A 15467-nucleotide genomic window follows, 5' to 3' on the forward strand; every position below is an offset into this window, starting at 1 on the left:
CCGCGCATTTTCCAGGAGACAGACGCCATGTGGAATTCATTGCACCGGTTGTTCCGTTCGCCGTCGTCGCGGCCGGCACGCGGCTCCTCCGCGCCGCGTTCGGCTCGGCGCAAAGGCTTGACGCGCGCGACAGCCCAGCTCGAATCGCTCGAGCATCGCCGGCTGCTCGCGCTCGCGCCGGTGCAGTTCGACCAGGTGCTCGACATCGAAACCGTGGGAGATCAGTTCTACTTTTCCGCGGCCTATGAATCGCAACAAGGCGCGCCCGGCACGGTGGGCGTCGAACTATGGGTGAGCGACGGCACCACGGCCGGCACGCGACTGGTCAAGGATATTCGGCCCGGCCCGGCGAACTCGTCGCCCCAGCAACTCACCAATGTCAATGGCACGCTCTTCTTCATCGCGCGCACCGACGAACACGGCCTCGAACTGTGGAAGAGCGATGGCACCACCAGCGGCACCGTGCTGGTGAAAGACATTAGCAGCGGTCCCAATTCGTCGGCGCCCAGCGATCTTTCCAACGTGAATGGAATGCTCTACTTCCGGACGCAATTGGAGGGCAACACCACTACCATCCATCGGAGTGACGGTACGGAAGCCGGCACCGTGCTGCTCGCCGTCATCCCCAAGTTGTCGCCGAGCAGCGAGGTGGTGTCAGGCGGTTTTACCGAGGTGAATGGCCTCGCCTTCTTCCGCGGCGACGATGGCACGAACGGCATGGAACTCTGGAAAAGCGACGGCACGCCCGGCGGGACGAGCATCGTGAAGAACATTGGCCCCGGCATAAATCGCGGTGTCAACAACCATGGAATCAACGTCGGCGGCACGCTGTTCTTTACCGCCGACGATGGTACGGGATTCAGACTCTGGATGAGCGACGGCACCCCAGCCGGCACGGTAAAGTTGGGAACCACCTCGCCACACGACTTGACGAATCTCAACGGCTTGTTGTATTTCGGCGCATTCGAAGCCGGCTTGGGCAATGAACTCTGGAAGAGCGATGGCACTCAAGCCGGGACGGTCCTCGTGGGCGATATCACCCCGGGCTCCTCATCGAGCGCGCCCGATGGGCTCACCACGATCGGCAATACCCTCTATCTCAAAGCCGAAAACCGGCTGTGGTGGAGCGACGGCAGCCCGGCAGGCACCAATCGTATCTCGAACAATGTCCAACCGACGTTCAACACCCTGGCCGCGGACGAAACTCCTTTCGTCGGCGCGAATGGCCTGGTCTTCTTTCCGGGTCGGCCCCCCGGCTCTCTCCCGAACGTGCCGACGGTATTGTGGAAAACCGATGGGACGAACGCCGGCACGGCCCCCGTCTCGCAAATCGCCGACATTCCCCACCGGCTGCGTTCGTTTGACAACTCGGTCTATTTCGTGGCGCAGAGCGAACGCGTGCTGATGCGCACCGACGGTTCGACCGCAATCCGCGTCTTGGGTCTCGATCCGCAAGATACGAATGGCGTGAACCTCAGCCCGTTCCCCTACTTCGATTCGTTCGATCGCCCCGACAGCAGCCGCCTGGCGGGACCCTGGCTGGAACAGGTCGGCGATTTGCGCATGGCCAACAACGTCGTTGAACTTGCCCAGAACACCGAGTCGGTCGCCACGCTGTTCGGGCTGAGCAAAACAGATATGCTCGTTCGTGTCGACTACGACCTCAGCGGCGGCATCGAAGGCCAGAGCGTCGGCGTGCTGGCACGCTACGGTGGTCCGGGCGATGCCAATACCTACATGGCGCGCGTCATACGTGGTCCGAACAACACCTACAGTGCCAACATCTGGTTGAACCTGAATGGCAACTACACGCCGCTGGCCAGTGCCGCTACGAGCGCCGCGGTCGGCACCCTGCGGTTCGAGGTCCTCGGCAATCGGCTTTCGCTCTTCATCGACGACGTGCTGATCACCAGCGTGACCGACAACAGTATCGCCGGGCCGGGTTCAGCGGGCATCCGTCTGACGGGCGGAACCGCAAACAATTTCCTCGTCGACGAACCACTTTTCACGCCGCCCGCTAATGTCACGCTCCCGTTCACTGACAATTTTAATCGTGCCAACAATCCGAATCTCGGCGCCGATTGGACCGAGCAGTTGGGTGACCTGCGCATCCTCAACAACGCCCTGGTGCAACAATTCAACTCCACCGCCGTTCTGACGCTGAATGGCCCGGACGTGTCGAACGTAACCATCTCGGCCGATATCGACCTGACCACGCTCGCCCAAACCGGCAGCAGCATCGGGCTTTTGGGACGCTACAGCGGACCGGGGGACTCGAACGGATACATGGCGCGGCTCTACCGCAGCAATGCGTCGCAGTACTTCGTGCAGATCTGGCGCCATACCGGCCTCGACTGGGAGTTCCTCAATCAGAATTCCGTGGCGAGCGGCGTGGGCAATCTGCGCTTCGTCCTGAACGGCACGTCGCTCCAGGCCTTCTGGAACAATGTGCTGACCGTGAGTGTCATCGACAGCGCCATCACCGGACCAGGTCTGATCGGCATCCGTCACTCGGGAGGCGTGCTCGACAATTTCAGCGCGCAATGAGCCGTCGCTGCGTCGAGGGGCGTCGAGTCGTCCTCCGTGCGGATCGTTTCCTTGGCGGTCCCCGGCTCGTTCGCCGCCCCCGCGAAGCTCAGATCGAGGAACAACTCCTCGCTCGTCTCGGCCAGCACGTTGTCGAGGATCGTCGCGTCGACCGGCTGCGACGTTTCGTCGCGTGCGATGTCGAGCAACCCATTCTCGGCGCTACAGTCGGAAATGGCGCCGTCCGTCCCGTCGTGCAGCGCGACGGCCGACGGCCCCACGGAATTGCCTTGTTCGGTCGTGGTGAAGCTCACCTCGGGGAGATCGGCCGTCAGCAAACGGCGAACTTCCAACGATTCCTGCTTCAAGCGTCGGGGTAAATGCGAATTGTGCGCGGGCATGCGACGACGCGGGGGTGCCATGCGGCCATCTCCTGCGGAAAAACAAACGTTCAGCGGCGCTCAGCTACGGAGTTCCCTGGCAAACATCGCTTGCAGAGAAACATCGTGCGCATGCGGTGCAACAACAGCGCAGCGCGCTGAACTGCCGCGTTCGACGGGGAGACACCAACCTCCGCCGCCAAACATGGGTACTGGCTTCGGCGGGGTTTGTTTAACGGGGTTGGCCTCGTCGACAGAAGGAGGATCGAGATCCCATGGTGCATCGGGCCTCGTCTTGAGGACAGCGATTCAGTATGCACGGCTGCCTCCAATACGCCCACCAGAAGGGAGTGGTTCTCGCACCTTAAGAAAAACCCAGCAACTTTCTTGGCCCCGCTCGGGCGAACCCACTAGCGGCGACGGTCTCACCGTTGCGAAACCGGGATTTCGGTTCTCCGCTGGTAGGACCGCTCCCATGTCGCAGAATTCATGCCATAACCGAATATTTTCGATCGCCTACTACGATGCGAGGCCAGAACGAAGCGGTCCGCTGCTCGGCAGGTTGCTTCTCTGCTATCACGCGCGGAAATGCACCCCGCACGCCAGCAGACTGGCAAGTGCCCTTGAGCCGGTCGACTCGTTCGGCTACAAGACGCCCCTCTTCTCTCCGCATCTTATCTGTCTGCGTCCGAACTTATCGACGAGGAGGCCCTCTCGATGCCCCCGCGTATTGCGCTTGCCGCACTCATCGCCTTGCTCGTTGCGTCCGCGCCGCTGGCCGCGCAAGAGTTTCCCTACGTAGGCTACATTCAACGCGACGACGTCTATCTGCGCAGCGGTCCTGGCAAGAACTACTATGCCACGACGCGTCTCTACGAGGGAGACACGGTCGAAGTCTATCGCCACGATCCCGGTGGCTGGTGCGCCGTGCGACCGCCGCAAGGCAGCTTCAGTTGGGTGCTCGCCACGCAAGTGCGCTTGCTCGACGGACAACGGGGCGTGGTCCAGGCGGACGACGTCGTGGCGCGCGTCGGCACCGAGCAGGGGGATACGCGCGACGTGATTCAAGTGCGGCTCGACCGCGGCGAAGAGGTGGTTGTGCTCGAGGCGCAACAGTTCGGCGAGGGTCCGAAAGCCGTCACGTGGTTCAAGATCGCGCCCCCCGCTGGCGAGTTCCGCTGGATATCTGCCGCCGATCTCGCGCCGGAGCCGTCCGGTGAGGAGTACGTCGAGGAACCCGCGCCGCACGAAGCAGAGATGGAACAACCCGCCGGCGATGAAGAGCCAGCGGCGCCGCGCCGATTGAAACCGATCGCAGCCAGGCCGATTTCGGGGGCAGCATCGGACGCCGAAGAATTCGTCGCGGACGAAGAGGACGAGCCCGCGCCCTCCCAACGTGCCAAAAAGAAATCGGCCAACCCGCGTCCTGCCCAGCGCAAGCCTGCGCCTCTCGACCAAGTCGAAGAGGAGGACGTAGAAGCGACTCGCTACGAGGAAGCATATGCCGACGAAGCGGACGAAGTACGGAAGCAACCTCAGCGCCGTCCAAGCCGTAGCGCCGAGCGCAAACGACCGGCTCGCCAAGAATACAACGACGAATACGACGCGGAAGAATCGTACGAGTCGTTGGACGACGAGAGGTACGACGACCAGGTCGCGCCGGCGCAATACCAGACGCCCTCGGAGAAATCTCGCGCGCGTCGCGAAGAAGCCGCCGCCAAGATCCGTCACGAACGCATCGCCTCGCGTCAAAAGTACGAGCGCGATCACGCCGACGAAAACATCTATCCCCCACGCGTGCCGCAGCATGGCGACCGCGAGGGGGATCACGAGTCGACCGAACTCCCCCCGGGCGCTGCGCTCGAAGAAATCGACCTGGCGCTCTCGCGGATGGTGACCGCAGAGCCCCAACGTTGGAAGCTCCAACCGTTGAAGCTTCGCGCCGAGGAGATTCTCGCGCAGTCCAGCACCGCGGTGGAACGAGGCCGCGCGCGCTTGCTCGTGGGACGCATCGAGCGCTTCGAGGACGTCCAGATGCGGGCCAAGTCTCTCGGGAGCGCGCAAGCCAGCCTCGAGGCTCGTCGCGGAAGGGTCGACCAGGTCCGCGAGGCGCGCCGCGCTACCCCCGCCGCCGACGACGTCAATGCGTCGCGCTACGACGGCGTGGGCAAGCTCGCCCAGATCGAATCGAACAAGCCCGGCGGCGCCAGCTACGCCTTGGTCGATTCGGCCGGCCGGGTACGTTCCTACGTCACCCCTGCGCCGGGCGTCAATCTGCGGCACTACCTGGGACACAACGTGGGCATCTCGGGCACGCAGGGCTACCTGCCCGATGCCGACCGTCATCACGTTACCGCCCGACGTATCACGGTTCTCGACGGCCGTACGTTGCGTTAGACGCTACTCCAGCGACAGCCCCCACGCCCTCCTTTGCGCATGGCGCCGCTGCGCCGCCACGCTCCCTTCCGGCAGCCGGTTGCTAGCATCGCTGGCGCGCCGGCCCGCAAACTCCCCTCGTTTTGCTGCAACCTCGCACCTCAGAAAATCGTCTGCAAGGGACGCTTTCTACTTAACTGGCACTTCTCCCTCGACCGATACAAGCCACACGGTCCGCGGCAGCGATTGCGCGCCCGTTGCGCCGCAACGGCATCGCCGCTCGCCGGGAGACGTCTGTGTGGGATCCTTCGCATCCTCAATTCGGATGGCGAAGGTGAGCTTCGAGGGAGATCGATCCGATGAAATGCCGGTGGTTCGAAGTCGTGGCACTCGCAGGGCTCGTATGCGCCTGCCAGGCACTGCAACCAACAGCCACGGGTCAAGAGCGAGCCCGTTCGGCTCCGCGCTCGACGCCCCCTCGCGTCCGCTTGCCCATCGATCCGCTCGACGAGTTTTCGAACCCGGCCGTCAGTGTCGCGGAAGAAGACCCGCGTTGGACGCCACGTCGTCCCGCCAATCGCCAACCGGTTCCCGCGCGCCAGAGCCGTACGACGAGCCATCCTGCGTCGAGCCAGCCGCGCTCCTCGCGCGCTCAGGCAGCGCGTGCCAACCACGAACGTTACTCGCGCGAACGAGCTGCCTACGACGACGAATTCGGCAACGAGTATGACGACCGTGTCGCGCCGGCCAGTTACAACGACGGGTACTACGATCCCACCGTGCGCGGCAATACCGACGTCCTACAGCACAAGTACGATCAAGAGTACGTCGAGTACGACCACGAATACGGCGTTCGCTATCGTCCCTATCGCATCGCGCGGACGGCCTACGACGATCCCCTGCCCCTGCTCGAAGAGGTAGCGCCGCCGGGCGAATGGCACGGCGACTACGCGCCCAACTACGATCCTGCCTTCGATGCCGGACCGGGAGGCCCTGGATCCTATCGAGACATGGATCCTTACGCCTATGGTCCTCCGCCAGGCGGATGCCGTAGCGGCCAACCCCCGGGTGGTTGCGCTGCCGGGGGATACGGAGGCGGTTGTGGCAGCCATCCCTGGTGGTACTCCCCCGAATGCTGCGATCCGCTCTTCGACGATACGTACACCAAGTCGTTCGGACTTTGGGCGCAGGCCGATTACTTGCTGTGGTGGACCAAGGGCGAATCCGTGCCCGCTCTCGTCACGACCAGCCCCGCCGAGACCCCCCGTCCGCAAGCCGGCGTGTTGGGCCAACCAGGAACGGAAACCCTCTACGGCGGCGACCGCTACCTGAACGATTACCGCTCTGGCGGACGACTCGATTTCGGCGCCTGGCTGAACCAGCGACGGTCCGTCGGCATCGGCGGTGGTTTCTTCGCGCTCGAAGACGCTACGAGTAGCTTCTCGGCCACGTCGCTGGGCGAACCGATTCTCGCGCGACCGTTCTTCAACCCCAACTCCGGCGCGCAAGACTCGGCCCTGGTGGCCTACAGCAGCACCGCCACGGGCGACATCATCGCCGGCACCATCAACGCCAACACCTCGAACAGCCTGATCAATGCCAACGCCTACATGACCGGCATGCTCTTTCGTAACAACGGGGTGCGCTTCGACCTGCTGGGCGGTTATCGCTTCACCCGCTTCGACGAAAGCGTCGGCATCACCGAAAACCTGGTGATTACCGAACAGGGAGGCCTGGTTCCGACCGGCACCACCTTCAACACGCTCGACACGTTCGACGTCACCAATACCTTCAACGGCGGCGAGTTGGGCCTGCTGTTCGAAACCACGACCGGCCGCTGGTCGATGGATGGCGCCTTCAAGCTCGGGCTCGGCAACATGCACGAGACGGTGAATATCTGGGGCAGCACGATCGTCACGCCCCCCGGCGGCGGTTCCGACTCGCGCGAAGGGGGGTTGCTCGCCCTGCCGTCGAATATCGGTTACTACAGCCGCAACGAGTTCGCCGTCGTGCCCGAGGCACAGATCAACCTCAGCTACCACTTCACCACTTGGTGGCGCGTGCAGGTCGGCTACACGTTCATCTACTGGAACAACGTCGTGCGCGCCGGCCACCAGATCGATACGACCGTCAACACGACGCAGCTCGATCCGGTGCAGGTCGGTCCCGATCGCCCCGCCTTCTCCTTCGTCAGCGGCGACCTCTGGGCGCAAGGCCTCAACGTCGGTACCGAACTACGGTACTAATCAAACGCACGCGCACACGTCGAGCAGTGGGTAGCAGATGATTTTGCGGTGCGACTGAACGACACCAGAAGACACCGAGTCGCAAAATCGTCGGTGTCGCGCAGCGACAAGAGGATCAGTGCCGAGCCTCAAAGCGCCGTTCGCATTGCGTTGAAGTAAACAACTTCACCAGGCCAACTTCGCCGGCAGGTACTCCGCCGCCAGCTCTTCATAGTATGGCCGCAACTCGACGGCGTTGGGGCGTTCTTTGCTCTTCGTGTACAGATCGTACGGATTGAACGCGTCGACCCAGCGGAACAGCTCCCGGTCGTGATCGTTCATCAGGTGGTCGTACGCATGCTCGCGGTGGCCTGCATAGAACGAGTGATACCGCAGCATGTAGAGTGCCGGCTCGGGCAGATAGTCCTTCATCACCTGGTAGATGTACTCGTCGTGCCCCCACGAGAGCAGCACGTTGTCCAGGCCGCAGTTCGGCTCGTAGATGCCGCACGGCGTTTGATACTCCGACACATGGCTGTCGGGATTGTCGGCAAAGAACTCCGGGAACACGATCCGCTCCGAGTAGCGACAGCCCACCGGGAACGTATCGCCCACGACGGCCCACTGCGGCTCGCCGTATAAGCAAAGCACCTTGCCCAGGTCGTGCAACAACCCGGTGAGCACGAACCAGCGCGGATGGCCATCGCGGCGAATCGCCTCGGAGGTCTGCAGCAGGTGTTCGATCTGCGGCAGATCGGTATCGGGATCGCTGTCGTCGACGAGCGTGTTGAGAAACTCGAGGGCCTCCCACAGTGTCATCTCGCGCCGCCCCGGCGGCAGATACTCGGCCCGCTTCTGCCGAACGAATTCGAGCGTCTGATAGCGATGATTCAAGCGGTAGAACTCCTTGACGCTCGCGCGAGCCTCGGCGCGGTAGTCGCGGAACTGCTCTTCCTGCTTGTCGGGATCGGTGGCCTGAAAGGCAGGCTTCGCGCCGGCCGGTTCGGGATACCGCCGCTTGAGGTCATCTTCCCACTCGTCGAGACTCGCCAGCGGGGCATGCGACTTCGGATCACGAGCGGCGTCGACCATGGAAAAGGCTCCGGAACAGGGGCTGAAGGCCACTTCATCCTAGTCGCAACGCCGACCCTGCGGCAATGCGGGTGGAAGGCTCAAACCAAGCCCCCCCCCAGCTCCATTCTCAATGGACGCGTACGAAGATCTCCCCCCGTCCGAGTGACAGGAAGTCGCCGTGGTGCAGATCGAAGTCGGCTTGGATCGCGCTCTCATCCAGCGCGAATCGATCGCTACGAACGCGGGCCAGCGTCATGCCCAGGAAAGGCGGCTTCAAGCGGCACGCGTAGCGGAACGTGGGTAGCAGCGGCGGATGTTCTCCAGAGAGCAACACGATCGTGCCGCGGCGCATGCCGCCACCGGTACGAGCTCCTGCCGAGCCACCGACGACGATGGTGCCCGCCAACATCTCGTAACCCAACGCATCGCCGACCGAGCCCCCGACGAAGAGCATTCCTCTCCGCATGGCGCGTCCGACCTCGGTACCGGCATGGCCGGCGATGAGAATCTCGCCCCCCTGCATGCCGCGTCGGGCGCCCCGATAGGCGGCCCCCACCAGATGGCCCGCGTTGCCGCGAACGAGAATCCTGCCCCCCAGCATCTCGGCCCCCAGCCAATCGCTGGCGTCTCCCTCGATGGTGATCGTGCCCCCCGACATGTCGGCGCCCGTGTGGCGACCAACGCTGCCTTGCACCAAGATCGAGCCGGTCGTCATGCCCGCGCCGATGCGATGCACGCCACTCAAGTCGCCAACGAAATGAATGGCACCATCCGCGGGATCGCCCGAGATGCGAAACAACTCGGCCAGCGGCACGCGCCGATTGCCATGAAAGATCTCGTGCCGTTCGACTTCGGCCAACGACATAGATCGCGTACGGTCCGGAGTCAGTCCTTCGACTTCGACCGGCACACGGTCCAGCGGCGTATACTCAAGCAGGAGCGGCATCAGCGGTAATCGCGCGGCGACCCGAGTTGAACGTCCCTAAACGGCAAGCAGAATCGAGTATAGATGGCCACTCCACAGCCCGATAGGACCGAACCGTCATGACGCGCGGGACGATCATCCTCTGCGGGGGACACAGCCGGCGGATGGGTTCGGCCAAGGCGCTGCTGCCGTTCGGGCCCGAGACGATGCTGGCCCGCGTCGTGCGCCTCGTGGGTCAAACGGTCGACGAGTTGGTCGTCGTCGCCGCGGCCGAACAAAGCCTGCCGCCGCTGCCGGACAACGTCCGCATTGCGCGCGATCGTCAACCCGATCGCGGTCCGCTCGAAGGCCTGGCCACCGGGCTGCGTGCGCTCGCCGGAACAGTCGACGTCGCTTTCGTCACCAGTTGCGATGTGCCGTTGCTCGTGCCTGACTTCGTGACGCGCTTGTTCGAGCTGATCGGAAAGCATGACGCCGTGGCGCCCCTGGTTGAAGATCGACTGCATCCTCTCTCGGCCGTGTATCGCCAGAGCGTGCTCGCCGCGGTCGAACAACAATTGGCCGCCGATCGGCGTCGCGTCACTGAGCTCTTGCGCGAGATCGACACCCGGTACGTCACCGCGTCCGAGTTCGCCGACGCCGATCCCGACTGCCGCAGCCTGTGCAACATCAATGATCCAGCAGACTATGAGGCGGCGCTGGCTGCAGCAGGATTCAGTCCGCCAACTTAACCGGCAAGTGGCACCGGCCGCCGGTCGGTGTGGGAAATACCGAACCTGGAAAGCGCTTCTGAAGCCACTCTTGATCTCTGCACAGGCCGGCAGCCTGTGCTACTTTAGTGGTTCATGACCTTGATCTGTCGAGATGTTAAGCCTTCTCGAGCAGCGCGACGGGAAAGTCGGCCAGCACCTCCGCCAGCGGCACCCCTTCGTCGCGCCAGGCAAGCTCTTCGCCCGTAAACACCTGGCGGAACTTCACCCCCGCCAGCCCTTCGGCCACGAGCATGGTATCGCCCCAGATGGCCGGTCCCAGTGGGGGTGGCGTCATCTCGCCCTCGGCCGCGGGCGTCAATCGCGCGAGCAAGCGTGGCATCACGGCGATCGCTCCTTCGTCGGGAGCCGCACCCTGCCACGACCACGCGCACACGTGCGCCGCCTGCCCGCCGCGCACCTCGAGGGGTCGATACTCTCCTTCACCGAACAGCCTGGCATGCGCCCGGCGAAACTGCAGCGCTCGCCACGTAACGAACAACTTTGCGCGCTCGTCGCGCACGTGGCGCCCCAACTGCCTGGCCATTTCGTAGAGGCTGCCATCCTGGCGCTGCTCGGCGGCCGTGAACTCATCGAGCGCCGCGCGGCGCCGATCGTAGTCCACCGGCCGGCGGTTGTCGGGATCGACCAGGCTGAAGTCCCACAACTCCTGCCCCTGGTAGATGTCGGGTACGCCGGGCGAGAGCAGCTTGCCGAACGTCTGCGAGAGCGCCGTATAAAGCCCCCAGTCGACGATTCGCTCGTGAAACGCCTGTAGCTCCTGCAAAAAACGCGCGCTGCGCACCGGATCGAGGGCATGCGCCACGAACTCCGCCACCGCACGATCGTACTCGGCATGCGGGTTGATCCAGCTCGTGCGGAGCTTGGCTTCGCGGGTCGCCTTCTCCATGTAGGTCTGCATCCGCGCGGTCAGCTCGCGCAAGGCGACTTCATCGGGACGGACCAGGGGCCACACGCCCAGCAACGACTGGTAGAACAGGTACTCGGCATTGCGACTGGGCGCCTCTTCGCCGTCGACTTCACGGCGGAAACGGCGGTTCCAGCGCGCGAAGCGATTCAACGCGACCCGCCACAGATGGGGTACCTCGGACAAGACGCTGATCCTGGCGCGCACGTCTTCGCTGCGCTTGGTGTCGTGCGTGGTGGTGCAGGTCAGCGAGTTCGGCCGCTGCGTGCGGCGTTCGAGATTGTCGCGATGGAAGGCCTCGACGGTCGTGACCGAATGCGGCGGATCGCCCCCTACCTCGTTTTCCGACACGAGCGGCACATATTGATAGAAGGCCGTGTCTTCGATCCCCTTGGCCATCGCGGGGCTCGTGATCTGCTGGCAGCGACCGACGAACAACATGCGCTCGTAGTAGTTGGCCGATTCCTTCGTCGCCCAATCGGCCGACAAGAACACGTCGCGGATGAAATCGAACAGCGCCCCGTCGAGCGTGGGATTGCGCCGCCGCGCCTGCGCCACCGCCTGCAGCACCACGTGGCGACCTTCTTCCGATACGTCGGCCGAATCGATGTACGTGCGATAGACGGGAAAACAGGTCAGCACCTCGCGCAGGGCTTGCCTCAGCGTGTTGAGCGTAAAATCGCAAAAACGCCGCTGACGCTCCGAGATGCGATTCAAACGATGCGCGAGCACCTGGACTTCGCTCGAGAGCGCGCTGCGCAGGATCAACTTCTTCGCCGTGTAGGCTACTTCGTGGAAGTCGAAATGCCGGCCGAGAAAGCGATCGTAGGTCTTGATCACCGCCTGCCGCCCGACAGGATCGATGAACAACCCGCCCAGCGAATTGAGGAAGTCGTAGCCCGTGGTGCCCGCCGTGGCCCAATCCTGTGGCAAAGGCTCGGTCGGGCCAAGAATCTTTTCCACGACCACGTAGAGTGGCGGCGCGTGCTCGCCGGCAGAGGCGTCGCCGGCCGGAGGCAGATCGTTGGTCGCGTGGTCGAGCTTGGCGGGCAGCAATCGCTCGGGCGCCGGCCGGGCGTCGGCCTCTTGCCATAGAGCCGGCAGTTCGCTTCCCACGAGCGGTACCAGCGCCGCGAGTGTCGCCTCGGCCACGTCGTGCCAGGCGGCGCCCTCGACGGCCGTCGCGAACTCTCGCTCGAAGATTGCCCGGGCCAACGCTCGCACGAACTTCCATTGCAGGCGGCGCAGATACTCGCGCGGGTTGTAGAGGCCGTCGATATGATCGATGCGCAACCCCAGCACATCGCCGCGCACGAGCAGTTCCGTCACCAATCGATGCGCATGCTGGAAGACCTCGGCGTCCTCCATGCACACGGCGGCCAGCTCGTTGATGTCGAAGAAGCGGCGGTAGTTGATCTCGTCGGCCGCCGCTTTCCAGTGCGAGAGCCGATACGGCTGCCGGCGCAACAATTGATCGAGCGGATCGAACGTTTCCGGCTCGCCGACTTGGCCGTTGAACCACGCCACGCTGCGCTCGATGGCCACGGCGACGCCCGGTTCGCTCGCCACGAGCGCCGCGAGACGTCGACGCAGGATCTCTTTCTCGCGGCGTCGCTCGGCCATCGCGTCGGGAAACACCGTCAGCGTATCGGGCAGGTGTTCGAGTCCCGACCGAATGCTCTCGAATTCCCAAAGCGCCGGCGACTCTGGCCCCAACTCGCGGCGCAGCGTTTCACGATCGTGATCCAGCAGATCGGTCGTCGTCCGCGGATCGAGCGGAAACGACTGGTGAAAGTAGTTCACCGAGAAGCTGCCCTCGGCGAACGCCAGCTTCAACTGCCCCGCTTCGAGCACGTGACCATACTGATCGCCCAGGACGGGCAGCAGCACTTTGCCGGCCAGCTCGGCCTTGACCGGATACCAGTCGATATCGAAGTAATGTGCGAAGGGGGAGCTTTGCCCGTTCTCGAGGACGTCGCGCCACCAGGTGTTGTCGTCGCTGGTGATGCCCATGTGATTGGGCACGATGTCGAGTACCTGGCGCATGCCATGCTCGGCCAGCGTCGCGCACAGCGCCTCGAAATCGTCGGACGTCCCCAGCTCGGGATTCAAGCGATTGTGGTCGCAAACATCGTACCCGTGGCGGCTGCCTTGCCTGGCCTTCAGGTAAGGCGAGGCATAAAGATCGCTCACTCCCAGCGCCGCGAGATACGGCACCAGGGCTTGCACGTCGCGAAACGTGAAGTCGGCGTGCAACTGCACGCGGTACGTCGCATGCGGCACGGCGCGCCGACGGCGCAGCAGGTCGCGCACGCGATCGGCCACCTGCTCGGCGAGCTTGGCCGCGTCTAGCGTGGTCGCCATGACTGGGGCCCCCATATCACCAACTCGAACGGTTCGAGTACGCTCACTTCGTCGAGCGACGTTCGCTCCCCTGCATAACAAGATTGTGCCGTGCTGAGCACGGCGGTGGGCAGCTCGCCCAAAATGTCTGCCAGTTCGCCCGCGACGTCCGGACAGGCCTGCCTCGACTTGCTCAGATTGGCCACCGCCAACAAGGCTGGCTGTGCCCCGCGGCGCACGATGAGCAGTGGTGGCGGACCGTCATCGGCGCCGCGACGATCACCCCCGTCACCCGACACCACGCGTGCCGTCGTAGGGGCGATGTCGCGCAACGCCGGCCACGTACGCCGCGCGGACAACAGGTCGCGGTACAGCGCCCGCAGGCCGGCCGCCTCGCTCCCCGCTGGCCAGCTCCAGGTGAGCTTGGCCGCTTCGAACGTGGACAGCGCCTGCGGATCGAGTGGTTCCTTACTCCAGCGGAACGTGTGCCCGGCGAATTCCGCCGCGCGCCCCCGGCGCACCGCCTCGACCAGGCCGCGATCTTCGAACGAGCAGAAGAACGGAAAGGGTCGTTGCTCGCCATATTCCTCGCCCATGAAGAGCATCGGCACCCCCGGCGCGATCAGCAAGAGCGCCGCGGCCAGACGCTGTTCGGCCATCGAGAGCAGCGCGCCGAAACGATCGCTCTCCGCGCGATTGCCCACCTGGTCGTGATTCTGCAGACAGATCACGAAGCGATCGCGCGGCGCGTCCCCCGCAGGCATGCCATGCCGCCGCTGGCGATAATGACTGTAGCAGCCGTCGAGCACGAAGACGTCGTTGAACGACTTGGCCAGGTGCTCCGGCTGTCCGTAGTCCTGGTAGTAGCCGTCTCGCTCGCCCGTGAGCAGCGCGTGAACGCTGTGGTGAAAATCGTCGCTCCACACGCCATCGAGGCCGTAACCGCCGAGCGCGGGGGGGTTCACCAGGCGCAAGTCTTCCTGATTCGTTTCGGCAATGACGTGTGTCGTGCGACCTTGTTTCTCACCGGCTTCGTGCGCCACGGCCGCGATCTCGCTCAGCAGGTGCCGCGTGCCGAGATCGTAAATCTCTTGCGCTGCATCGAGCCGCAGCCCATCGAAGTGAAAATCGCGGATCCACATCCGCACGTTGTCGAGTACGAAGTGGCGCACGGGATCGCTGAACGCGCGATCGTAATTCAGCGCCCGACCCCACGGCGTGTGGTGATAATCGGCAAAGTAATGGCCGAAGCGCGAGAAGTAGTTTCCCTCGGGCCCCAGGTGGTTGTAGACCACGTCGAGAATCACGGCCAGCCCCGCCGCATGCGCCGCATCGACCAGACGCTGGAGCGCGCGAGGTCCACCATAGCTTTGCTGCACGGCAAAGGGATAGACGCCGTCGTAGCCCCAGTTGCGCGAGCCGGGGAACTGCGCCACGGGCATGATCTCGATCGCCGTCACCCCTAATTCGCGCAGCTCGGCCAAACGCGGAATGATCGCCTCGAACGTCCCCTCGCGCGTGAACGTGCCGGTGTGCAGCTCGTAGATCACCAATTCGCCTCGCGGCACGCCACGCCAGCCGCTGTCGGTCCAGCGAAAATCCTGCGGAAAGAAGACGGCTGAGGGGGTATGCACGCCGTCTGGCTGCCAGCGCGAGGCAGGATCTGGAAACTCTCCCTCCCCGTCGAGTCGATAAATGTATCGCTGCCCTTCGCGCACTCCCCGGGCGCGGTACGTGAAGAAGCCGTTGCCCGCCGGCTTCATCAGGTGCGCGCGGGGAGGCCCCTCGGTATGCAGCACCAGTTCGAGCTTCTGATGGCGCGGCGCCCAGATGTGCCATGCCACGCCGCCATCGGGCTGACGCAGCGCGCCCTGCTCGAAAAAGGGTGGATCGACCGGCAAACGGCTCATCGTGCAGATATTCTCCCGACGTGACGCCGCA

General features: G+C 64.0%; 9 protein-coding genes. 4 read left to right on the top strand and 5 right to left on the bottom strand.

Annotation, left to right across the window (positions count from 1 at the left end; genetic code table 11):
* The first annotated feature begins 27 nt into the window (after positions 1–27).
* Positions 28–2547 (top strand): hypothetical protein, encoded by a 2520-nt coding sequence (locus KF708_06125; protein MBX3412277.1) that lies wholly within the window; start codon positions 28–30, stop codon positions 2545–2547.
* On the opposite strand, the gene KF708_06130 is transcribed toward KF708_06125, so the two are convergent.
* A complete protein-coding gene (locus KF708_06130) occupies positions 2508–2948 on the bottom strand; it encodes a hypothetical protein (protein ID MBX3412278.1) in 441 nt (146 codons plus the stop codon). The genes KF708_06125 and KF708_06130 overlap by 40 nt on opposite strands.
* 675 nt (positions 2949–3623) lie before the next feature.
* On the opposite strand from KF708_06130, the gene KF708_06135 reads away from it, so the two are divergent.
* Entirely contained in the window at positions 3624–5303 is a 1680-nt protein-coding gene (locus tag KF708_06135; protein ID MBX3412279.1) for an SH3 domain-containing protein, read from the top strand.
* A 338-nt stretch (positions 5304–5641) separates the two neighbouring features.
* A complete protein-coding gene (locus KF708_06140; protein ID MBX3412280.1) occupies positions 5642–7528 on the top strand; it encodes a BBP7 family outer membrane beta-barrel protein in 1887 nt (628 codons plus the stop codon).
* A 165-nt stretch (positions 7529–7693) separates the two neighbouring features.
* Here the strand turns inward: KF708_06140 and KF708_06145 are convergent, their stop codons facing one another.
* Entirely contained in the window at positions 7694–8599 is a 906-nt protein-coding gene (locus KF708_06145) for a hypothetical protein (protein MBX3412281.1), read from the bottom strand.
* 109 nt (positions 8600–8708) lie between these two features.
* Positions 8709–9527 (bottom strand): formylmethanofuran dehydrogenase subunit C, encoded by an 819-nt coding sequence (locus KF708_06150; GenBank protein MBX3412282.1) that lies wholly within the window; start codon positions 9525–9527, stop codon positions 8709–8711.
* Positions 9528–9625: 98 nt separating this feature from the next.
* Between KF708_06150 and KF708_06155 the strand changes: the two genes are divergently transcribed.
* Entirely contained in the window at positions 9626–10237 is a 612-nt protein-coding gene (locus KF708_06155) for a molybdenum cofactor guanylyltransferase (GenBank protein ID MBX3412283.1), read from the top strand.
* A gap of 136 nt (positions 10238–10373) precedes the next feature.
* On the opposite strand, the gene treY is transcribed toward KF708_06155, so the two are convergent.
* Together treY and treZ are read right to left on the bottom strand one after the other, a co-directional pair.
* Positions 10374–13547 carry a malto-oligosyltrehalose synthase gene (gene treY / locus KF708_06160; GenBank protein MBX3412284.1) on the bottom strand — a complete coding sequence of 1058 codons (3174 nt, stop codon included), beginning with the start codon at positions 13545–13547 and terminating at the stop codon, positions 10374–10376.
* Positions 13532–15436: a malto-oligosyltrehalose trehalohydrolase gene (treZ, locus tag KF708_06165; protein ID MBX3412285.1), complete on the bottom strand. Its 1905-nt coding sequence runs from the start codon at positions 15434–15436 to the stop codon at positions 13532–13534. Before treZ ends, treY begins: the two co-directional genes overlap by 16 nt.
* Positions 15437–15467 lie beyond the last annotated feature (31 nt).

The organism is Pirellulales bacterium (genome assembly GCA_019636335.1).
In the GTDB taxonomy this organism is placed as follows: Bacteria; Planctomycetota; Planctomycetia; order Pirellulales; family JAEUIK01; genus JAHBXR01.